The following is a 22,275-nucleotide window of genomic DNA, read 5'->3' as shown; positions in this document are numbered from 1 at the left end:
TAACTTCTATATTTATAAAAACGGGCAATAAAAAACTTAATTTCATTGTACCTCGTATTACCAGTATACTTTCTAGAACTAGATCTAATATAATCAATAGGAGAAAAAAGGTTCTATAATTAAACTTCAGCAGATAGTCCTTAATTTATATTAATAGAATAATTTCCATCTATATTGGTTACTGCGCCAAGGAAAGTTCCTGAAAAATTAACGTAAACACCGATCAACGGTTATTTTTATTAATCAACTACGATACTTGTTACTTGTTTGGATTTACGCAAATAATATTGTCGATGCAAGAGAAATTTTAATAGTAATTTTTTTTGTTTCATATTCGTGTTAGTTTTTAAGGTTATAATTTATTTAATTGAATTTTTAGGTTGTAATTTTATTGCTTGTTTCTTTATACTAATTTGACCTCGATTGCAAAAGTAAATTAAATGGTAGAAACACGAGGTTACATTTTAGACAAATGGAAATACAAAACAGACATTATTCTGCATATAATTGATTTTATACACTATTTTTTATAGACATAAACCTAATAAGGTTTCACCAAGTATTTATCTAATATGTTTTTCTTATCTGGTTTATAAACAGATCTAATTTATACCAAACATTTATTACTCAACTTTATAAAAGCTTCAAAATTCTCTCTTAATTTAATTTATTTACAACCAAAACTTTCCCAATACACCCGGGTGTACCCACCTCTTCCACCCGGGTATAAAAACAGTCTCCACCCGGGTGGAGGAATCCTGTACACCCGGGTGGAGACTAATTTTTGTTTCTACAAATGCTATAAATAGCAACGTAAAGTCCAAAGAATAAAGGCTTTACACAAAGAAAATCAGCAAGGTGCTAGATCGCTAGATCACTGCTAGATCAAATTTAATTGATCTAGCGGTGCTATACTGCTTATTTATAAAATATTAAGTAGTAAGTGCTAGATTGCTAGATCAATTTTGCATTTCTATTTTTTATGAGAGAATGATTGAGAATTTCTCAAAGCATAATCTAAAAAATTATTTGAGTACGGTATTCTGGCAACACGTTAACACTGTCAATTGACAGAACACTTTTTTTATTATTCCAATCTCTGAGTGCAGATTGTGGCAAATCCTTCAGATATGGCGCATCTTTCATTAACGGACGGAAATAGAAATCCATACCTTTTTCAGCCATTCTGCTCTCAAAACGTTTTAAACCGATAGTCCAGGGAGCTCCGTAATAGAAATGATCTAAAACCATGGAATTATTAATGAAGGCCATAGCTACATCACCCACGTAATTTATTTGCAGGAAGTATTCCTGAACTTGTTTGTTGTTATTAGGTTCAACAGTCACCGTCATACGACGAGATCCTGCTTTATCGACCTTAAATACCGGATTAACAGCAGGGACTTCGATAGTTTGCTGCTTCCATCCTTTTGCCGAGGGATAAAGTACATAATCGAACTTATTCTTGCCCAAGTTAAGCAAGGTACATTTTCCTTTCTCCGGTAAAACAGTGGCATCCGTTATTAGAATGTGTCCGTCGACTTTAGCTGTTTGCAATGCCTGCTCACGGGTTAATGTGGTGATTAATATCTTCTCGCCGCTCTTTGCTGTTACAGAGAAGGTACTCTTATAACCGGCAACAGGCGTAACTACGGATTTTCCACTTTTCAAGGTTGTTTTGTCGAATACAAACTCCGGTTCTATGCCGGTTGGTGCAAAGAAGAAGTAATGAGACTTTCCGTTATCATCTATCTTTGTAAGCAACTGTGCTGTTGCATATTTCAGCAATGCACCATTCATATTGAGGTTAAACGGAAGAATCACGCTTTCGTCCTTTTTCAATGTAAATGTTTTGCTGGCAGGAATCATTATTGATTCGTTCTTTAGATTCAGCTTAAACTGCAAACCTGTCTGGTCGATACGGACAGTATCATGATCCTGAAAATTAGTCATAAAGATAAAGCCGGAATTATTCTTCATACGAGCCGCAAAACGCAATGTTTCTCTGTTATCGGGAGTAATCTTCTCATAATCCTGCGGAAGAACAGTCTCCATTGGTGCCAGTAAGTTGCTGAAATCATTCAGGAACAGATGAAGTACCCTGAGATTCCTGTAAGAATCACGAACAAGACCAAATTCACCGATTGGAGCCTGAAAATCGTAAGATATCTTTGGAACGCCCATCGGTTCGTCACTAAAAAAGCCAATATCATCTTTCATTTTGGGAGTTGAACCACCGTGATACATGTAATAGCCTATTCCGTTGGAACCACTTCCTAAAGTACGGATCATCAAAGCTTCGGCAGCCTCAGCCGTAACTATTGGTCGGCGGGAATATATCATCTGAATGCCGACTCCCATCTCTGCACAGAAAGAAGGAAACTTATCCGTGTCATAACGAACCGGAGAGTAATCGGGCTTTTTCTGAATATCCTTAAACAGGCAGAAAGGAGACATATGCGGTTCTGCCCAGAATGGATATGTATATGCTGCCATAACAGGGATTGCTTCATCACCGATGACTGCTGCATTTCCCCATCCGGTTGCCGTATACAAAGGAGTTATCATTCCGGCATCAACAGCCATTTTTTTCAGAGTCTTCATGTGCAAATTCCCAAGTTCTGCATAGGTAATCTTTTTATCCTGCACTCCTACTCCCACCATTGTAATGGAAGCATCATAAGTGGCCGATGTATGATCCTTTGGAGCGCCGGGATATGTTATAGCCCATGGCGCAGCAGAATGCTGATGTTCGTTTTCAATCTGGATACCGATAACCGGACCTCCGTCTTTATAATATAATCCTTGCAGTTGTTTTGCAATCTCTTTATAAAGCCGGTCTACATAGAACAGATATTTAGCATCATTGGAACGGACTTCGAGTGGTTTTGAGAATAACCAATCCGGGAATCCGCCGTTGCGAATCTCTCCATGACAGAACGGACCAACACGAATAATTGACTGCATACCATGTTTTTTACATAGCTGCAGAAATGTACGAAGATCTTTATCTCCGCTCCAATCAAAAACACCCTCCTTTTCTTCGTGAATATTCCAGAATATATAAGTCGGGATAACCGTCAGTCCACCAGCCTTCATCTTAAGAATCTGTTCTTCCCATTGTTCATGAGGATAACGAGAATAGTGAAACTCACCCATTACAGGAATAACTGGTTTCCCATTTTCGGAAACATAAAAGCTGTTCACTTCTATCTTTTCTCCGGATGGATTAGCTCCACCCAGCTTAAGGTGTCCCGTATAAATTTTCTTTTCCGAAGCAGGAGCATTTATCTCATATAACTTTTGTGCATAAGCGGAACTTAATCCGCTTAGTATGAATAATGCTAAAAATGCCGGTATCTTTTTCATAACTTCAGTTTAATAAATACTACTTTTCATGGCAATAATTCCCTGATGATTAGGATCCAGCAATGCTGCTTCATCCAACAAATTCAGGGCCCTCTCTTTATTTCCCAATCCGAATTGCCCCAACGCCATCATATACTTGCAATGAATAACATTTCGTTGAGTTAAATCGTCTTCCCAAATCAATAAGTCGGGTAAAGATAAAGCAAAATAGTCCATTTTAATCTGATCAAAAAGATGTTTTTCTCCGTAACTTACCAAGCGGTGAAAGCGACTGTTTGCTTCAGCAATACGATTCAGTTTCAGGAGAGCAAGTCCCTGATAGAATATCTTATCCGGTTTTTGGTCGTTATAATAAATAGCTGCAGCAGGTTCCGTAATACCATTTTTTGCAAGTTCCCAGTAATAAACAGCCTTTTCATTATCTCCCAAAGCCTCATAAGCGCATCCCAGATAATAGTGGAAATCGTTTTCCTGAGCACCGTAGAGTTTGCCTTCTCCCAAGTGATGAGGATATTCAAGGCATTCTTCCAGTAACGCAATTGCTTTATGGCTATCGTTGTTTTTCAAAGCCTGTTTAGCCAATTCAACTCGAGCTATTTGATATTGTGCCGAAACTTTTCCTTCACCTCCTTCCCAAGGATGGAACTTATGTTTATCGAGCATTTCCTTTGCTTCCTCATATCGTGCCAACTGATTAAGAAGTGTAATCTGTTCCAGATAAAGGTCATCACGTTGAAGCACTAACGAGTTATATTTTTCAAGGAATGCCAGACGCTCAGCATGCGGACGGTTCAATCGTTTATACAACTGATCTAGCTCCATTAGAATTCTGGCATCGGTAGTATCCAAAGCAAAAGCTTTTTCCAGACAAGCAATTGCCTCATCTACCTTATCTTGTTTATTGAAATAAGCAAGCGATAAGTTACGCCATGCCGTAGGGAAAGCAGGATCGAGTAAAACTGATTTTTCCCAATTAACAATAGCCTCATCGTACTGACGTTTATCGTACCACAAATTACCTAAGTAATAAGGTGCTTTAGCATCTGCTGGATTTTTCTCCTTTGCATATTCCAAAGCTACTATAGCTTCCAGTCGGTTTGGAAAACAGAATTCGGGAGCATGGCCGGCTGCTTTTGCGAAACTATCCACAGCCTCCTCTTTATTTGCCAAAGACTGAGCCCAGGCCATATAGTAATAAGTCATCGGTGTAGTGCTTACCTTAGTTGCTTCCTGCCACACCGCAATTGCTTCTTCATATAATCCGGCTGCTACATAATCGAGTGCAATTTCATCGTAATTAAAAGAAGCACCACGCATCAGCTTTGTCATTAAAGCCAAAACTTCCATATCATCTGTGAGCAGGAATTTCTCGAAGATACAACCATAATTAAAACGGTCTATCTTCAAAGAATCTTCAATCCAGCTCAAGGCTTCTTCTTTTCTTCCGGCAAGGCGGAGTAAAGCTGTCTTTAAATGACGGGCACGATGGTTGTGCCAGTTACGAATCAAACTTCTTTCCACTTCTTCCAATGCATCTTCCAAATTGCCTTGCAAAGATGAAATCTGTGCACAACTAAAATATCCCGCATCTTGCCAGGCAGCATTCCAGCAAGCCTTATAGAAAGAATCGTAAGCTTCCTGATAGCGTCCCTGATACTTCAAAGCCAGTCCCAGGTTATATAATGGTTCGCCATCATAAGGATTCGGGTTGCGTTGCAATTGTGTATCAACTGCTGTTTTTAAGTAGGTTTCGGCAATTGCAAAACGTCCGCGGCGCAAATACCATAATCCCAGCGCATTATTATTCTGAACATTTCCGGGTTCACGTTTCAATGCCTCTTTATAGTAATCTATAGGATTGTAAGTAGCATGTCTGTACTGTTCCAAATGCAGTCCGGTTAAATAAAGTTGTTCCACTGATGGCGTATCTTGTGGGGAAAGAGCTGGCTTAGCCGATTCCGGCACCGGTTTTATTTCCTCTTTTTCAGGCATCCAGTTAAGAACTTCCTTACCCTGCTTATTAAATACAGACAGTTGAAGTTCCTTCAGGGAATTTCCATTCATGGAAATAGTTTTTTCGTATACCTCTTCCGGAGATAAAGTTTTTTCTTCTGCAAACACCACTCCTTCTTTTCCCGACAATTTAATAGTAACAGGTTGAATTGAAGTAGCAAACAGTTTAACGACAACTTTTCCATCGGCAACTTCGTCAATGTTCAGCAATAAGTCTTTGCTGGCATTCTTAACAACTCCCAGTTCACGATAAGGAAGAAAGTATTGCACAAAGCTTTTCTCTTCGTAAGGTTGAAGCCATGAAAAGTCTGGTTGGTTATCGGTATAAACCCCTGCCATCAATTCAATGTACGGACCGTTATTATCTGTCAGATTACGATCCCACGCTTGGCCAAAATCGCCGTTTCCCCATGTCCACTGTTTCTTTCCCGGAGATACGTGATGATTGGCAACGTGCAGAACTCCGGCACGTGTATCATTTTCATAACCACCCACAAAATTAAAGCGGCTTTTAATAGCCATATAGGAAGTTGGCACAGGAATGTTCTTATAATTGGAGATATCTACACCTGCCGAGTAGTCCATTTTATAATAAGTTCCGGTTGCTATCGGGAAAGTAGAAACATCTCTTTTTCCATGGTCGAACACAGCATTCACATCGGGTGGAAAAACACTTTGGTAGTGATCGTTCACCGCAACAGCCGGATTTGCCCACCATAAGAATGTTTGTGGCATCGGAGTGCGGTTATATAAGCGTCCTTTGATTTCCAGAAAAGCCTTTCCAGGTCTCAAAGTAAATCCGGCCATTCCTTTTTGATGAAACATCCGTTCCATTTCGCTCACCCAAACGGTTACGCTACCATCGAAAAATTCCTCGATGCAGTAATCTACCGGAAGGAAAGTACTGGGGCGGTGATGCTGCGGCCAGTTAAACTCTATTCCACCGGAAATCCAGGGACCGGTCAGTCCAACCAAAGCTGGTTTTATTACCTCGTTATAATAGATAAAATGGCGTTTCTTAATCTTATCATAAGCCATTTGTACACGTCCTCCCAGCTCTGGCAGAATCATTATTTTTATATATTCATTTTCAAGGAAGACCGCATTATAGGTTTTATCAACTTTCTCGTCTGCTATTTTTTCAATAACAGGGTAAGGATACACAACGCCGCTGCTTCCCTGATAAACACGTTTCTCCAGAAATATAGGGTTCTTCTCAGGTTTTCCAATCTCGTATGTAGGGATTACAATATTCTCTTCCCAAACTTTTACTTGCATATTATTTTGTTTTTGGAAATTATTCAATTATCATATTTTGAATTACACTAGCAGGCAATGAAACTGTTGGGTTAAATTGCTTTCCTGCCATATAGTGCAGTAAACTTTGTTTAAGTTGCAAAGCTTCAGGTCTGCTTTGTATATCCTGATTTAAGTCAATACCGGAAACAAGTAACTTTCCTTTTCCTATTTTTAATTCAAAAAGCAATGCTAGCGGTCTGTTTGTAACCCAATCATCTATTGTACGAACAATAGGCTTAATTTCCGGAGAAAGCTTATTCAATTCAATAGCATTAGAATGACTCATAGCATCCCACCATTGCCAGTTACTGTAATATTCGGTAGGGAAATTAGCTAATGCAGGATGTTCCGGATTACACAAAATGCCTAATGTATTAGGAGCCTGACCATGTGTCCATGCCGTATTCCAAAAAATACTGGAGAAACCTATTTTTACATCTCCTCCAAATTCGGGTTTCAAGGTTCCTTTTTTAAGAGACAGAAGTACCGACCCGCCATTTTCAAGGTAGTTACAAGTTGCAGGGTCGAGCGTAGATACAATCTTTATTTTATCTACTCCGGTAATTTTTTCCTTCTGAGTTGGATAAACCCAAATATCCCAGCTGTTGGAGAAAGAACCTGCTGAAACTTCCAGAATAAGTTTTTCTGCTTTTTCAACAGAAGATAGTGGTACAGAGATTTCTCCGAGTGGAATACAATTACCCAATGGAATGTCTTTTTGTGGAAGCTTACCCGAGAATATTACTTTTCCGTATATATCGCTGATCTTCCATGAAGGAATACAAGCCAGTAGTGGAGCATCACCATAATGAGCAATTTCAATACTAGTAGAAAGCGTATCACTATTTATATAAATATGCTTTTTCAAACGAGCCAATGGAACTGTAGAATTACAAAAACGGCTATATTCTTTAGGAGAGATATATCCCTTTTCATCCCAAAAAGCATCCAGCACTCCTACCAAAGCCGTTCCCTGACCTGGGAAATCATGTAAATCGAGTAACTGAAAACCTCCAAAACTACGAGTACGTAGGGCTGCTTCAATATCTGCCTTGTAACACAACGCTTGTAATTTACCGGAAGCTAACAGAAAACTATCAGCTTGCTGCTTCATTCCATTTTCTGTTAAAGTCTCACTAAATATTTCAAAATTCCGGGCACGTAAAACACCATCGTACTTAGCTATCTCTTTAAAGTTTGGATAAACACACCACTGCCCTATTTCATGGCTAACTACCGGTTGTTTGAATGATGCTATTTTTGAATTCCAATCATAGTCTGAAGCGGGTGCAGATCCATTAATTATACTCTTTAATTCTTCTCCCCAAGCCTGAATGCGAGGATTTGGAGTACTCTGATAATCATTTTCATCTACGTTTGGCCAGCCAGATCCTGTAGTATAAATTCTTCTGGAATCTTTATTTTTCCAGTAAGTGACAAATTTAGTGAGGAATTGAGTGTAATTTTTCCCACCCGGTTCGTTGCCATAAAGCATCAGGCAGAATGAAGGGTGATTACCATAAGCTTCCACCATTCGTTCACTCTCTTCGTAAACGTATTTATCAAAAGGTTTGCCATCTCCAATAGTAGTAGACTGGTTTGCCCACGATGAACATTCCACCTGGAGATAAAATCCCAGTTGATCGGCAGCATCGAAAGCAACCTGAGGCGGACACCATGAGTGAAAGCGTACGTGATTTAAACCATGACTGCGACAGATTCTGAAAATACGTAACCATTCATCTATTTGTGTAGGAGGAAATCCTGTTTTCGGGAAAATAGCACATTCAAGTGTTCCACGCAGGAAAAGAGGTTTATCATTAATTTCTAATTGTGTACCGTTAGCTTTGATTTGACGCATACCAAAAGATGTTTGAAAAGTATCTTTCACATCTTTCTTAGGAATATTTAATGAAGCTGTTAACTGGTAAACATTAGGATGAAATTCACTCCAGAGTTTTACATCATTACCCATAGGGTATTCTAATAACAAGGTATCCACACCAGCAGCAACATCTACATTGAAATTTTTGCTTTCAGGAGTAGTTGTACCTGTTGCCAATAGAGTAATAGCAGCTTTTTGTCTTTTCTTTGTTGAGTTCTCTATTCTAACTTTAGCTACAATTTTCTTTTGGTGAATATCAGGAAAAACCTGAATATTTTGAATTGAGATCTTTGGACGTGCTTCCAGATACAGCTGGCCAATCATACCATTCCAGTTGGTTTGAGTATGATCTGATATACTATGAGAATTTATACCCGGATCAATATCTTTTACACGGTTATCAATGCAAATTGAAAGAATATGTTTTCCAGGAGTAAGCGCTTTAGATAAATCATATAAATGTGGAGTACCTAATGAATTTCGCATACCAATTTCTTTATCATCTATCCATAATCGACTTTCCCAATGGCATCTTTCAAGAAATAATCTAATATCCTTATCTTCCCAGTCTTTGGGTATATTCACTTCTTTTTGATACCACGCTGCACCTACATAGTATTTTAGCGGTTGTAACCAAAAAGGAACTTTTATATTTCCAGGCACACGGTATTTTGCATATTCGGGTTTGTAATAATAACTACTATCCACAATTTGTCCCGTCCACTTAGTAGAGAGCGTTACATCAAAGCCTTTTCCATTTGTTGCCATAGAGCCAGGAAGAGTCACAGTTTCGGGAAGTGATTTACTGAACCATCGTTCTATAACTCCTTTATCTTGATTATCTATCGCAAATCTCCATACACCACAAAGATCTATCTTGGGTTGAGACGCTCCTAAAACAACAGCACATGGAATTATTAACATCAAACTGAATAGAATAATATATTTCTTCATTAGAATATAATTTTAGCTACACAATATTTTATCAACAAAATCTTTCTAAAAAACAATTATGCTTTACTGTTTATGGATTAATTCTTTTTCCAGTTCTTCAAGAGATTTTCCTTTAGTTTCCGGTAAAACACGGAACATAAAGATAAAGCCGGAAGCACAAATCAGAGAATAAATCCAGAACGTACCACTACTTCCAAGAACAGAGTTTAGCAGTGGAAAAGTATAGGTAAGCGTAAAACAACCTATCCATAAAGCTACAGTTGCCGCAGCCATAGCCATTCCACGAACACGATTCGGAAATATTTCAGAAAGTAGCACCCAGGTTACTGGCCCCAGAGACATGGCATAACAGCCAATAGCCATAACTACAAGAACAACCATAAACCATCCACTTACCTGAAAGAAATAACAAGTTCCCAAAATGAGATAAATACCTGCCAGTCCTCCGGCGCCAATCATCATTAAGGCACGCCTTCCCAGTCTGTCTACGGTATGAATAGCTACAAAAGTGAACACTAAATTTGCAATACCGGTTACTACAATATTAAAGAGAACATCATTCAGACTGTATCCTGCCGATTGAAATATTTCCTGGGCATAGTTAAAGATTACATTGGTTCCACACCATTGCTGGAACACGGCTATTACAATTCCAATGATTACCACTTTGCTTAAAGGGCGTCTGAATAATTGTTTTATTGTAGCCTTTTCTTCATCAGCAGATGTTTCTGCCATCGATGCCAATTCCGCTTGGGCATAGTCTTCTCCTCCAATCTTTCTAAAGACAGACAAAGCTTGTTCTCTTCTACCCTTTAAAGATAACCATCGCGGACTTTCGGGAATAATAAACATTAGTAAAAAGAAAGCAGCAGCAGGAAAAGCTGTTGCCCAGAACATCCAGCGCCATCCCATCTGTCCGTTCCATGAGTCAAGAATCTGCGAAGTAGTAAAACCAGCAGGAACTTTCTCTGCAATCAGCCAGTTAGCTATCTGCGCTCCAAGAATTCCAAGAACGATGGTTAGCTGATTGAGCGAAACTAGTTTTCCACGTATATGATGAGGGGCTATTTCGGCAATATACATGGGAGAAAGATTGGATGCAATACCAATTCCTATTCCTCCGAAAAAGCGTGCTATGAGAAAAACTGTAAATGACGTTGCAGCACCTGTACCATAAGAAGAAACAAGAAATATCAAGGCAGATGCAATAAGTAGTTTTTTACGACCATACTTATCAGCCATCATACCTGCGAGAGTTGCGCCAATTAAACATCCAAGCAATGCCACGCTCATAGCCCAGCCTTGCATTGAAGGAGAATCAACGATATTAAAATATACCTCATAAAAAGGTTTGGCTCCGCCGATTACTACCCAGTCATACCCAAAAAGTAATCCTCCCATAGCAGAAACCAGACAAATAAAATAAATAAAACTTTTGTTGTAGTGTTCCATTGATATAATGTATCAGATTTATTAATAATGCAAATATACAGCTACTTAGGTAAGCATAAAATAGAATAATTTCAAAAAAAGATGGATTATTCTACTATTTATATACTTTTGTACTTTACAAAAGTAAGTTCTATAATTATGAAACTAAAAGAGGGCTTTAAAGGACAACGGGCTATTGTTCTGCCAGAAACAATAGTGAATACAATGGAACATAATCCGCTTACTTCTCCACTGTATATTACAGATATAGGTTATTATCCCAATGCAGAATCTCACTTTCGGGAACGTAAAGAAGGTATTTCACAGAATATTTTTATTTATTGCGTAAAAGGAAAAGGTTGGTTCAGCATTAATGGAGTGACTAAAAATATAAATAAAAATCAATTCTTTATTCTTCCGGCTGGCATCCCGCATGCATACGGAAGTGACGAAACTGAACCGTGGACTATTTACTGGATTCATTTTAAAGGATACAATGCTCAGTTTTGTTTGGAAGAACAACAAGTCTATCCTAAAAATATAATTCCCGGAGAGCATTCCCGAATAGAGTATCGCAATCAGTTATTCGAGAAAATATATTCTACTCTTGGAATGGGATACAGTATGGAGCATCTTCAATATGCAAGTATGTGCCTACATTATTATATGGCTTCGCTTATGTATATTAATATATTTCGTGACGATACTTTCAGCGAAAATAGTACCAGAGAAAAAGATCTGGCGAATTCCGCTATCCATTTTATGAGGGAAAATATAGAAAAGAAAATAATGGTGGAAGATATAGCCTATGAATTACATCTGTCAACCTCCTATTTTTCCACTCAATTTCAAAAATCCACCGGATTTACTCCCATTGCTTACTTAAACAATCTGCGAATTCAGGAAGCCTGCCAGTATCTAGACTTTACGGATATGAAGATAAATCAGCTTTGCCACAAGATAGGCTATGATGACGCATATTATTTTAGTCGGATATTTACCAAAATAATGGGAATTTCACCCAAAGAATATAAGAAGAGGAAGAAGGGATAAGGATATAAAAAGTTTGCATTTTGCAAATAATCGTTAATTCAAAGCTTTTTTCACACAATTTATATGTTACATAACATATTATTCAAGAATTGGTCGTATCTTTGCAGCGTAAAAAGAAAATAAAAACAATCGCTTATCAAAAGGTGATAAGCACAAAAAGATGCAAATTATGAAAAAAGAAAAAATTAGTGAGATTTCAATGCTTCAGTATCAGATTAAAAGATACCAAGCAGCAGGTAAAGGTACAATGTGCCAAAGTTTAAATGCAAGACTGCAAAAGTTGATAAAACAACAAGCAGAAGCATAATAAAAAAGGAGTAGTTAATTCATGATAGATTGGGCTTTCTTCGCAAATGAGCGATGATTGCCTTTTTTTTGCACAAAAGCCATTTGTATATTCTTAACTCTCACAAGATAATATCTATTTCTAGCAAATAATTTCTACATAAAACTCCTTCCTCTACGCATTCTATTTTATAAATATTCGTTAAAAAGCGCTCTTTTTATACTATTTTATATGTTTTACAACATAATATCAAAGATAATAGTGTATCTTTGCATCATAATTAAAAAGTAAAAAAACAAACTGTTTATCAAATCGTGGTAAACACAAAAGATGCAAATTATGAAAAAAAGAATCGATGAGATTACAACGCTTCAGTATCAGATTAAGAGATACCAAGCCGCAGGTAAAGGCGCAATGTGCCAAAGTTTAAATGCAAAGTTGCACAAGCTTATGAAAAAGCAGTCAGCTGCATAATAGTTAGAAAGAGTAGTTTTTCACGATAGATTGGGCTTTCTTCGCAAACAGGCGATGATTGCCTTTTTTTTTATTACTTCCCTTTGTATTTTAATTCTTCTCCGTTAGTTTTAAAAGAATAACCAGACACTTATAAATCCTTGTACAAAAGAATTAATTCTTCTGTACAAAACATTGTTTTCTTTTGTACAAAACAATTCAATCTTTTGTACAGGAGATTTATAATATTACTAGATGTTTTTCTTTTTTATTTCTTCATTTAAAAAGCAAAAACCCGTCTTTTAAAAGATGAAAGAGTGAGGGATGCCCACAAAAGTGAGGGTTTGGTGATGGATCAAAACGCTACCATCACCGAGCAATATATTGTATTTTAGCGCATTACAAGAAATAGTGACGGAGTGATGGTTCGTTTGATTTTTTTACAGAATCAGCTGGAATAAGCTCTATGAGTTATGCGATATTTCACTATTGTTCTATAAAGCTTCATTGTAATCTTATGAGCAAAATACTGATTAAAAACAATGCCTCCTACTATTAAAATAAGACCTATATATGTAGAGAGAAAAATTTGTTCTCCTAAAACAATAGATATAAAGAATAAAGACATAAAAGGAGACAAATAACAAAGTTGATTAACTAATGCGGGGTTATTAGTCATACGAATAGCCATACCAAAACAAATAAAAGGAATAGCAATTTCGAAAGCGCCAACATACATTCCAGCCAAAAGACTTGTTGTATTTTCTATATTAACGCCTACGAATAAAGCTGCAACCAACAAATAAATTGTACCAAAAAGAAATCCCATAAAAAGAGACACTGTACCATCTATATCTTTATTTTTATTATTTATCATCCAATAAGTTGCCCACATAACAGCACTGAACAAAGCTAAAAGGATTCCCAAAACAGAAATTCCAAAAACATCAGATTTACCTGCGCCCAATGATATTAAAACAACTCCCAACAATGAAAATATCAGCCCTATATATTTAGGTATCGGAATTGGTCTGCGTGTAAATATTGCTAGCATAATCAATAAAAGAATAGGCCATGTATAGTTTATTGGTTGAGCTACTTGTGCTGGCAATAACGAATAGGATTTAAACAATACAAGATAATACGCAACTGGATTCAACAACCCAATTCCGGCAAAACGTAACCACTGCTTACTACTAAAAGAACTTATAACAACCAGCTTCTTTTGAGCAATAATTACTATCGTAAAAATAACCAGCGCTGTACAACTGGCAATTAGAATCAATTCAAAATAGGTCAGACTTTTCAAACCAACCTTAAAAGCAGTAGCAACTGTTGACCAACTTAGCACAGCCACACTCGCATAGAGTATAGCTTTAGAATTCTTCTCCATAAATTATCTTAGCGCTTCAACTTCATCTGTTGTCAATGGAATTTTCTTACCTAATCGACGGGCTCCATCTTCTGTAATCAGATAATCTTCTTCATTACGGATACCACCAAAATCCTTGTAAGTTTCTAATTTATCATAGTTGATAAATTCTGTGAACTTCTTCTCACCTTTCCACAAATCCATTAATTCTGGAATAAAATAAACACCCGGTTCAATAGTCAGAACAAATCCAGATTCCAGTTTCCGTCCCAGGCGAAGAGACTTACGCCCAAACTGAGTACTCTTTGGTTCACCGTCATATCCTACAAAAACTTCTCCCAGGTTTTCCATATCATGAACATCAAGTCCCATCATATGTCCCAATCCACATTGGAAGAACATTGCATGAGCACCTTCACGAACAACATCGTCAGCATTACCTTTCATTAATCCTAAAGATTTCATTCCATCAACAATTACTCTCGACGAAAGTTCATATACATCTTTGAACGGAATACCTGGACGGAGAGCCTCAACAGCAGCAAGATGAGAAGCTACCTGAATATCATAAACATCTTTTTGGCGACTAGTAAATTTCTTATCTACAGGAATCGTAGATGACATATCTCCGGCATATCCCATTGCAGTTTCGGCGCCAGCATCCAAAAGCAACATATCACCTGGTTTTACAATATTCCCATGATAATGGTTATGCAATGTTTGCCCATTTATTGTAGCAATAGTTGGGAAAGAAAGATTTCCACCAGCAGACAAAGCTACATCTGCAAGCGCACCTGCAATTTCACTTTCATTCATTCCCGGACGAAGTATTTGCATCGCTTTAATGTGCATATCAGCAGTAGTATTGCATGCTTTTTCTATCTCAACAATTTCTTCTGCAGATTTGTAATTTCGTTGATTTACAACAGCACGAATAAAAGGAACAGAAGCTTCCTGAGCCGCCGGCATATATCCAAGCCAATCCATTAATTTCAGTTTATGTTCTGGTCTGTAAGTTGGCAAAAAATGAATTTGTTGCCCTTTACTTTGTGCATTTTTTAAGTAAGATTCAATACTCTTAGATGACTGAGTACATAAAACGCCTACTCTTTCGCTCTTTTCTTTCAGAGTAGGTTGTGTGCCCATCCACACAATATCATCAATAGTCAGTTCATCTCCAAAAATTATTTCCTTGTCATTATCTATATCAATAATGGCAGAAAGACCGGCATAAGATAAACCGAAAAAATATAGAAAAGTAGAATCCTGTCTAAACGGATATGTATTATCAGCATAATTCATTCCACACTCATCGTTACCCAAAAATAACAAGATTCCGGAAGCAACAGTTTTTTTAAGCTGCTCTCTTCTATTTATATAAGTTTCTTTTGTAAACATAGCTATTACATTATTGATTAATTATTATCGTTTAGCCAAATCATCATATAACTTTTGCATATAAGCTTTTGCAGGTTTTTGATTTAAATTCTTTTTCTTTCCACGATCTAGAACAACTTTATTTGCCTCACAGTCAAATATTAACTGATTCTGAGAAGTAGTCATACCAAATCCATTTGGAAAACTAAAGTAGCCAAAATGAGGAGATTTAGAATTTAGAATATTCTTGCTAAAGGTAAAATCTTTATGAGGCAATCCCAATTGATAAAGAATTGTTGCTGCTATATCAATCTGAGAAGCATAAGTATCTATTTTTACAGGTTTTTTAATGGCTCCTCCAATAAGTATCAGAGGTATCTGAAAGCGTTCAATCTCATGGTTGGTAATTGAAGCAGGATAGCGCATTGCATGGTCTGGTACAAGTACAAATACTGTATTCTTCCAATATTTAGTTTGCTTGTATCTATCAATAAATTTACCCAAACAACTATCAGTATAAAAAGCCGAATTAAGGAACGGATCTTTAAACTTATGAGACGGAACATCAAAAGGTTCATGACTACTTGACGTTTGGATAGTTTTAAAAAATGGTTCCTTTTGCGCTCCTAAGAAATCAGACAGAGCACGATTAAACAAATATTGATCAGGAGCGCCCCACTTCGAGAGTCTTTCTTTTAAAGGAAAATCTTTATCACAGACAATTCGATCATATCCTTGTGATAATAAATAAGAACGCATATTTGTAAAATTAGCATCTCCACCATAATAATATTCTGTAGAGTAGCCAGCTTTCTTCAATGACTTAGATATAGAAGGTAATGACTGACTACGTTGAGGATATTTCATTATTGAGGTTGTAGGCTGAGCCGGATAGCCACTTAGAATTGAAACTAATCCACGATCTGTTCGAAAACTGTTTGCATAAAAATTAGTAAACAATATTCCTTCTTTACAAAACGCATTCATATTAGAAGCTACATCAGGTAACCCTCCTAAAGGTTGAACTATTTTCGACGTAAAACTTTCAAGAACAATTATAATAACATTCGGTCTCTTTGTTGTTAACAGAGTCGGGATACTATCAGTTACTGTAACATCTTTGAGTTTATCAAATTCTTTAACAGCTTCATCGTCCTTCAAAAAACGATATTGCTTATCAAAAGCTTGTTCACGTGAAAGAGACTCCATCAAACTAAAACAAGGATTTATTGCCGCGTGGTTAAGTTCAATTTTATCACTATAATATGCCCATCCGGTATTCATTGTCGAAACCGAGAACCCACCACGAATGGGAATGAAAAGGAATCCAGTTACTAAAAGTAATACTATTGCTGTTTTTCTACGGTAATATGGTTTCTTTATTTTAACCTCTGGCTTAATCAAAATTAGATTAAACAAATAAATAAGCGCTGATATAATTGCAATAATAAAAAATAGAGCTAAAATAATAGTTATAAGATCAGCACTTGCAAAAGCATCTTTCGGCGTTTTTAAATAAAAAAGAGGTGAAGAATCAAGTCTGAAGCCCCAATATTTATAAAGAACAATATCAGATATAAAAACGCATCCAATAACAAAAGCAACTATGCCATAGTAAATTTTAAAGACCATATTGGTCACTGTAGAATTTAGCCATAAAGAAGCGATTAGAAATAATCCTGGAAGTATGGTAAAATAGCCGGCTATTGAAGCATCAAGTGGTAAGCCATGCCAAATAACGCCCAAATAATCCAACAATGAACAATCATGATATAAATCATGATAATACAACATAAATACAGGCTTTTGGACTACAAAAAATAAGATGAAAAACAAATATGTTTTTAGCAATAAGAAAAATCTATCCTTCATTATATACACAATTATTTTGCTCAATTTCAAATGAAAATCATACAAAAGTAATATACTTTGTTAAAAACTCCACTATTCTTCATAAAGTAATATTTTTTTTTAGCACTTTTGTAGTTGATTATTATTATATAACCAAATAAATGAAAAAAGTAATATTAACATTCGCTATATTTTGTATTATGAACATGATTCAAGCTCAGAATCCATTTCTGGAAAAGTATACTACACCACATGGCACAGCTCCTTTTGATAAAATAAAAAAAGAACATTTTGAACCCGCTTTGGAAGAAGGAATGAAACAACATATGGCAGAGATTTATGCCATAGTTAATAACCCTGAAGCTCCTAACTTTAAAAACACAATTGTAGCGCTAGAGAAATCTGGAGCATTACTTAATAGAGTTCAAAGTGTATTTAGTAATTTGCTCAGCGCAGAAACAAACGATGACCTTCAGGCAATAGCTGAAAAGATGGTGCCACTTTTATCAGAACACTCAAATAACATCAATCTTAATAAAAAATTATTTGAGAGGGTAAAAGCTGTTTATAGCCAAATGAATAAATTAAAACTGAACAAAGAGGACAGTAAACTTCTACAAAACACTTATGATAGTTTTGTACGTAGCGGAGCTAATCTTGAAGGTGAAGCTAAAGCTAAATACCGGGCTTTAACTGCCGAATTAAGCAAACTAACTTTGCAATATGGTCAAAACATTCTGAAAGAAACTAATAATTATGAATTAGTTATTACAGACAAAGCAAAACTTGCAGGACTACCGGAAAGCACCCTTGAAGCGGCAGCCTTAACAGCAAAAGAAAAAGGTAAAGAAGGCTGGGTATTTACACTGAATGCACCAAGCTATATCCCTTTTATGACTTATTGTGAAAATCGTGAGCTAAGAAAAGAACTTTATACAGCTTTTAGCACTCTTTGTACTCACGACAATGAATACAATAATTTTGCAAACGTGAAAAGAATAGCCAATATTCGTCAGGAAATAGCACAATTATTGGGTTATAAGAATTATGCTGCATACACTCTTGAAAAACGTATGGCTGAAAATAGTGATGCTGTATACAAGCTACTTAATCAACTAGTAGATGCTTACAAACCTACTGCTGAAAAAGAATTGAAAGATGTGCAAGAACTTGCAAGCCAGACTCAAGGTCCTAATTTTCAAACAATGCCTTGGGATTGGGCATTCTATTCTAACAAATTAAAAGACCAGAGATTCAATATCAATGACGAAATGTTGCGTCCTTACTTTGAATTAAGTAAAGTTAAAGAGGGTATATTTGGATTGGCTACAAAATTATATGGAATCACTTTCAAAGAAAATAAAAATATACCTGTATACAATCCAGATGTTGAAGCATACGAAGTATTTGATAAGGATGGAAAATATTTAGCTGTGTTATACACAGATTTTCATCCTCGCGCAGGGAAACGTGCAGGAGCATGGATGACTCAATTTAAAGAACAATGGAAAGAAAATGGGAAAGATAGCCGTCCACACATCTCTTTGGTTATGAATTTCACAAAACCAACAGAAAATAAACCAGCCTTGCTTACTTTTAGTGAAGTAGAAACTTTCCTGCATGAGTTTGGTCACTCTCTTCATGGAATGATGGCTAATTCGACTTATGAAAGCCTAAGCGGAACTAATGTTTACTGGGATTTTGTTGAATTGCCTTCGCAAATAATGGAAAACTTTGCAATTGAAAAAGATTTTTTGAACACGTTTGCAAAGCATTATCAAACTAACGAACAATTGCCTCGGGAACTAATTCAACGCATTGTTGACGCGTCCAATTTTAACACTGGATATGCTTGTCTTCGTCAGGTAAGCTTAGGATTATTGGATATGGCATGGTATACTATAAATACCCCATTTGAGGGAAATGTGATTGAATACGAGCGACAAGCTATGACAAAAACTAAACTACTGCCAGTTTTGGATAGTGAATCTATGAGCGTACGATTCTCACATATATTCTCCGGAGGTTATTCTGCCGGCTATTATAGTTATAAATGGGCGGAAGTTCTGGATGCTGATGCTTTCTCATTATTCAAACAAAAGGGGATTTTCAATAAAGAAGTCGCTACTTCTTTCCGTGAAAACATACTTTCTAAAGGTGGAACAGAACATCCGATGAAGCTATATAAACGTTTCCGCGGACAAGAACCAACTATTGATGCATTATTAATTAGAAATGGTATTAAAGAATAATGAAAACAAAAATCTTATTTATACTATTAGCTATCCTACCTTTCTTGGGTGGATGCAGCGATAATGAAGATGATATAAAAGAACTAATCGTAGGTAAAACGTGGCGTTTGGTTGGTTTCTACGAGAAGAATGATAATGAAATACATTTCACAGATGACGAAACTATTTTCAACAACAACAAAGATGGCTTTTATTTGAAATTCAATCAAGATAGTACTTTTTACGGAAAAGGTGTAAAGGATGCTTTCAACGGTAAATGGAAAAATGAGAATGGATACAATTTATCTATGAATATAACAAATGAATCTGAAGATGAAGAGCTTGATATTGCTATTGAATACATCAATGCAATTAAGGGGGCATATTCTTGTAGAGGAACAGATGAAAACATTATGGTCATAAAATATAAGAGTAGCCAAGGTGACAGATATATGTTATACCGTATAAAGTAAACATTTTAGACAAATCTCAAATATCATATAAGAAAAGAATAAAATAACAATGAATGCTATAGAATTAAAACAACAGGAACTAGACACGCGCTATATACGTATGGCTAATATCTGGGCTGAAAATTCATACTGCATCAGGCGAAAAGTTGGAGCATTGATTGTCAAAGACAAGATGATTATTTCTGACGGGTATAATGGAACACCATCCGGATTTGAAAATATATGTGAAGATGAACAAAATCTAACGAAACCATACGTACTACATGCTGAAGCAAATGCTATTACTAAAATTGCCCGTTCCAATAACAGTAGCGAAGGAGCAACATTATATGTAACAGCATCTCCATGTATCGAATGTGCCAAGCTCATTATTCAGGCAGGCATTAAAAGAGTGGTTTATTCAGAAAAATATCGTTTGGAAGATGGAATTAATTTATTAAAACGCGCCAATATTGAAGTTGTCTATTTAGATCCTATCAAACAAAACCAATTATAAAAAGAACTATTTAAAATAAAATAACTCATGAGTACAAATAAATCTTCACGCTTTACTCCTATTATTATTGCGGTAAGTATTGTGGTCGGAATATTAATCGGTACATTTTACACAAAACACTATTCGGGAAGTCGATTGGGTATTATAAACAGTTCGTCAAACAAACTAAACGCACTGCTCCGAATTATTGATGATCAGTATGTGGATACAGTTAATATGGAAGAATTGGTCGAAAATGCAATGCCTCAAATTCTGGCAGAATTAGATCCGCACTCCAAATATATTCCTGCAAAAGATTTGGAAGCTGCAAATTCCGAACTTGAAGGAAGTTTTAGCGGAATAGGAATTCAATTCCGCATTCAAAATGATACTATACATGTTAATAGTGTTATAAAAGGTGGTCCTTCTGAAAAAGTAGGATTAATGCCTGGCGACCAAATTATCCGAGTTAATGACACTCTTTTCGTTGGGAAAAAAGTGACAAATGATGTCGCTATGAGTAAGCTGAAAGGTAAAAAAGGAACAGAAGTTAAACTTACTATAAAACGTTTTGGTGAGAAAAAACTACTTTCGTATACAATTGTTCGTGGAGATATTCCTGTTACAAGTATATACGCAGCATACATGATAAGCAAAAACATTGGATATGTATATATTAATAAGTTTGGTAGAACAACTCACGTGGAATTACTTAGTGCATTAGCATTACTTAGCCAGCATAATTGCCAGGGACTTATTATTGACTTACGTGGAAACACAGGAGGATTTATGGAAGCAGCTATTAGAATGGTAAATGAATTCTTGCCTGAAGGAAAATTGATTGTTTATACAGAAGGACGGAAATATCCAAGAACAGAAGAATTTGCAAATGGAACAGGTAGTTGCCAAAAAATGCCAATTGTAGTTCTGGTTGATGAAGGTTCAGCTTCAGCTAGTGAAATCTTTTCTGGAGCTATCCAGGATAACGACCGTGGTATGATTATTGGAAGACGAACTTTTGGAAAGGGATTAGTACAGCAACCTATCGAATTTAGTGATGGGTCAGCTATCCGTCTTACTATAGCTCGATATTATACTCCTTCAGGAAGGTGTATTCAGCGTCCTTATGTGAATGGTAACGACGAAGATTACGAAATGGACTGGTTAAATCGTTATGATCATGGTGAATTTTTCTCAAAAGACAGTGTTAAATTAGATAAAAGGTTGCGTTACTCCACAGGTTTAGGAAGACCGGTATATGGTGGCGGAGGTATTATGCCTGACATTTTCGTTCCTCAAGACACAATTGGATCCACTTCTTATTATACTTCAGTGATGACCAAAGGACTCGACATTCTATTTGGATACAAATACACAGATCAGAATAGAAATAATCTGAAACAATTTAAAGATGCCAATTCTTTGGTTAACTATCTGAGAAGCCAGAATCTTGTAGAACAATTTGTAAGATATGCTGATAGTAACGGAGTTAAAAGGAGAAATCTTTTGATTCAGATATCCCACAAACTAATAGAAAAGAGATTGTACGGACGTATCATTGATAGTATGCTGGGTCAGGAAGAATATATTAAGTTTATAAATAAATCTGATAATACCGTTCTAAAGGCAGTAGAGGTTCTACAAAATGGACAAGCATTTCCTAATGCCCCTGCAAAACCTAAAATTTCAAAAAAGAAAAGATAATTCTATTCCCCGGTAAGTAAAAGCACCGGGGTCTTTTTTTTATTTTTCT

At 36.3% G+C, this 22,275-nt stretch carries 14 protein-coding genes; 7 read left to right on the top strand and 7 right to left on the bottom strand.

Annotated elements, in window-relative coordinates; translation table 11 throughout:
• Nucleotides 1-1,017: 1,017 nt before the first annotated feature.
• The 4 genes from BUC21_RS08065 to BUC21_RS08050 all read right to left on the bottom strand — a co-directional run bounded on the left by BUC21_RS08065 (nt 1,018) and on the right by BUC21_RS08050 (nt 10,972).
• Nucleotides 1,018-3,369 (bottom strand): beta-galactosidase, encoded by a 2,352-nt coding sequence (locus BUC21_RS08065; RefSeq protein WP_073401057.1) that lies wholly within the window; start codon nt 3,367-3,369, stop codon nt 1,018-1,020.
• A gap of 9 nt (nt 3,370-3,378) precedes the next feature.
• Nucleotides 3,379-6,660, bottom strand: coding sequence for a DUF5107 domain-containing protein (locus BUC21_RS08060; protein WP_073401207.1), 3,282 nt, complete (start codon nt 6,658-6,660; stop codon nt 3,379-3,381).
• Between the two features lie 19 nt (nt 6,661-6,679).
• Complete coding sequence (locus tag BUC21_RS08055; RefSeq protein ID WP_073401055.1) at nt 6,680-9,520, bottom strand: sugar-binding domain-containing protein; 2,841 nt, start codon at nt 9,518-9,520, stop codon at nt 6,680-6,682.
• 63 nt (nt 9,521-9,583) lie between these two features.
• On the bottom strand, nt 9,584-10,972 hold the full coding sequence (locus tag BUC21_RS08050; RefSeq protein ID WP_073401053.1) for a sugar porter family MFS transporter: 1,389 nt from the start codon (nt 10,970-10,972) through the stop codon (nt 9,584-9,586).
• A gap of 135 nt (nt 10,973-11,107) precedes the next feature.
• On the opposite strand from BUC21_RS08050, the gene BUC21_RS08045 reads away from it, so the two are divergent.
• The 3 genes from BUC21_RS08045 to BUC21_RS16705 all read left to right on the top strand — a co-directional run bounded on the left by BUC21_RS08045 (nt 11,108) and on the right by BUC21_RS16705 (nt 12,764).
• Nucleotides 11,108-12,004, top strand: coding sequence for an AraC family transcriptional regulator (locus BUC21_RS08045; RefSeq protein ID WP_245797081.1), 897 nt, complete (start codon nt 11,108-11,110; stop codon nt 12,002-12,004).
• Nucleotides 12,005-12,173: 169 nt separating this feature from the next.
• Nucleotides 12,174-12,311, top strand: coding sequence for a hypothetical protein (locus tag BUC21_RS16450; protein ID WP_175550500.1), 138 nt, complete (start codon nt 12,174-12,176; stop codon nt 12,309-12,311).
• A 318-nt stretch (nt 12,312-12,629) separates the two neighbouring features.
• Nucleotides 12,630-12,764 carry a hypothetical protein gene (locus BUC21_RS16705; protein WP_262483233.1) on the top strand — a complete coding sequence of 45 codons (135 nt, stop codon included), beginning with the start codon at nt 12,630-12,632 and terminating at the stop codon, nt 12,762-12,764.
• A 427-nt stretch (nt 12,765-13,191) separates the two neighbouring features.
• On the opposite strand, the gene BUC21_RS08040 is transcribed toward BUC21_RS16705, so the two are convergent.
• Genes BUC21_RS08040 through BUC21_RS08030 form a run of 3 tightly spaced genes read right to left on the bottom strand, consistent with a single transcriptional unit; the run spans nt 13,192 to nt 17,364 of the window.
• Nucleotides 13,192-14,136, bottom strand: a complete 945-nt coding sequence (locus BUC21_RS08040; protein ID WP_073401049.1) for a DMT family transporter — start codon at nt 14,134-14,136, stop codon at nt 13,192-13,194.
• Between the two features lie 3 nt (nt 14,137-14,139).
• Nucleotides 14,140-15,513: an aminopeptidase P family protein gene (locus BUC21_RS08035; RefSeq protein WP_073401047.1), complete on the bottom strand. Its 1,374-nt coding sequence runs from the start codon at nt 15,511-15,513 to the stop codon at nt 14,140-14,142.
• A 24-nt stretch (nt 15,514-15,537) separates the two neighbouring features.
• Nucleotides 15,538-17,364: an LTA synthase family protein gene (locus BUC21_RS08030; protein WP_073401045.1), complete on the bottom strand. Its 1,827-nt coding sequence runs from the start codon at nt 17,362-17,364 to the stop codon at nt 15,538-15,540.
• A gap of 140 nt (nt 17,365-17,504) precedes the next feature.
• On the opposite strand from BUC21_RS08030, the gene BUC21_RS08025 reads away from it, so the two are divergent.
• The 4 genes from BUC21_RS08025 to BUC21_RS08010 are packed head-to-tail and all read left to right on the top strand — an operon-like array spanning nt 17,505 to nt 22,226.
• Nucleotides 17,505-19,595, top strand: a complete 2,091-nt coding sequence (locus tag BUC21_RS08025; RefSeq protein ID WP_394332753.1) for a M3 family metallopeptidase — start codon at nt 17,505-17,507, stop codon at nt 19,593-19,595.
• Nucleotides 19,595-20,047: a DUF4847 family protein gene (locus tag BUC21_RS08020; protein ID WP_073401043.1), complete on the top strand. Its 453-nt coding sequence runs from the start codon at nt 19,595-19,597 to the stop codon at nt 20,045-20,047. The genes BUC21_RS08025 and BUC21_RS08020 overlap by 1 nt, the downstream gene beginning before the upstream one ends.
• Before the next feature lie 49 nt (nt 20,048-20,096).
• Complete coding sequence (locus BUC21_RS08015) at nt 20,097-20,543, top strand: dCMP deaminase family protein (RefSeq protein WP_073401041.1); 447 nt, start codon at nt 20,097-20,099, stop codon at nt 20,541-20,543.
• A 27-nt stretch (nt 20,544-20,570) separates the two neighbouring features.
• Nucleotides 20,571-22,226, top strand: coding sequence for a S41 family peptidase (locus BUC21_RS08010; protein ID WP_073401039.1), 1,656 nt, complete (start codon nt 20,571-20,573; stop codon nt 22,224-22,226).
• Nucleotides 22,227-22,275 lie beyond the last annotated feature (49 nt).

Source organism: Bacteroides luti, from assembly GCF_900128905.1.
In the GTDB taxonomy this organism is placed as follows: domain Bacteria; phylum Bacteroidota; class Bacteroidia; order Bacteroidales; family Bacteroidaceae; genus Bacteroides; species Bacteroides luti.
The sequence above is the reverse complement of the archived record's forward strand: the minus strand, read 5'-3'. Positions and strand labels throughout refer to the sequence as shown.

Excerpts from the sequence above, each read along its gene's own strand:
- BUC21_RS08065 (WP_073401057.1), bottom strand. The coding sequence starts at position 3,369 with ATGAAAAAGATACCGGCATTTTTAGCATTATTCATACTAAGCGGATTA.
- BUC21_RS08060 (WP_073401207.1), bottom strand. The coding sequence starts at position 6,660 with ATGCAAGTAAAAGTTTGGGAAGAGAATATTGTAATCCCTACATACGAG.
- BUC21_RS08055 (WP_073401055.1), bottom strand. The coding sequence starts at position 9,520 with ATGAAGAAATATATTATTCTATTCAGTTTGATGTTAATAATTCCATGT.
- BUC21_RS08050 (WP_073401053.1), bottom strand. The coding sequence starts at position 10,972 with ATGGAACACTACAACAAAAGTTTTATTTATTTTATTTGTCTGGTTTCT.
- BUC21_RS16450 (WP_175550500.1), top strand. The coding sequence starts at position 12,174 with ATGAAAAAAGAAAAAATTAGTGAGATTTCAATGCTTCAGTATCAGATT.
- BUC21_RS16705 (WP_262483233.1), top strand. The coding sequence starts at position 12,630 with ATGAAAAAAAGAATCGATGAGATTACAACGCTTCAGTATCAGATTAAG.
- BUC21_RS08040 (WP_073401049.1), bottom strand. The coding sequence starts at position 14,136 with ATGGAGAAGAATTCTAAAGCTATACTCTATGCGAGTGTGGCTGTGCTA.
- BUC21_RS08035 (WP_073401047.1), bottom strand. The coding sequence starts at position 15,513 with ATGTTTACAAAAGAAACTTATATAAATAGAAGAGAGCAGCTTAAAAAA.
- BUC21_RS08030 (WP_073401045.1), bottom strand. The coding sequence starts at position 17,364 with ATGAAGGATAGATTTTTCTTATTGCTAAAAACATATTTGTTTTTCATC.
- BUC21_RS08025 (WP_394332753.1), top strand. The coding sequence starts at position 17,505 with ATGAAAAAAGTAATATTAACATTCGCTATATTTTGTATTATGAACATG.
- BUC21_RS08020 (WP_073401043.1), top strand. The coding sequence starts at position 19,595 with ATGAAAACAAAAATCTTATTTATACTATTAGCTATCCTACCTTTCTTG.
- BUC21_RS08015 (WP_073401041.1), top strand. The coding sequence starts at position 20,097 with ATGAATGCTATAGAATTAAAACAACAGGAACTAGACACGCGCTATATA.
- BUC21_RS08010 (WP_073401039.1), top strand. The coding sequence starts at position 20,571 with ATGAGTACAAATAAATCTTCACGCTTTACTCCTATTATTATTGCGGTA.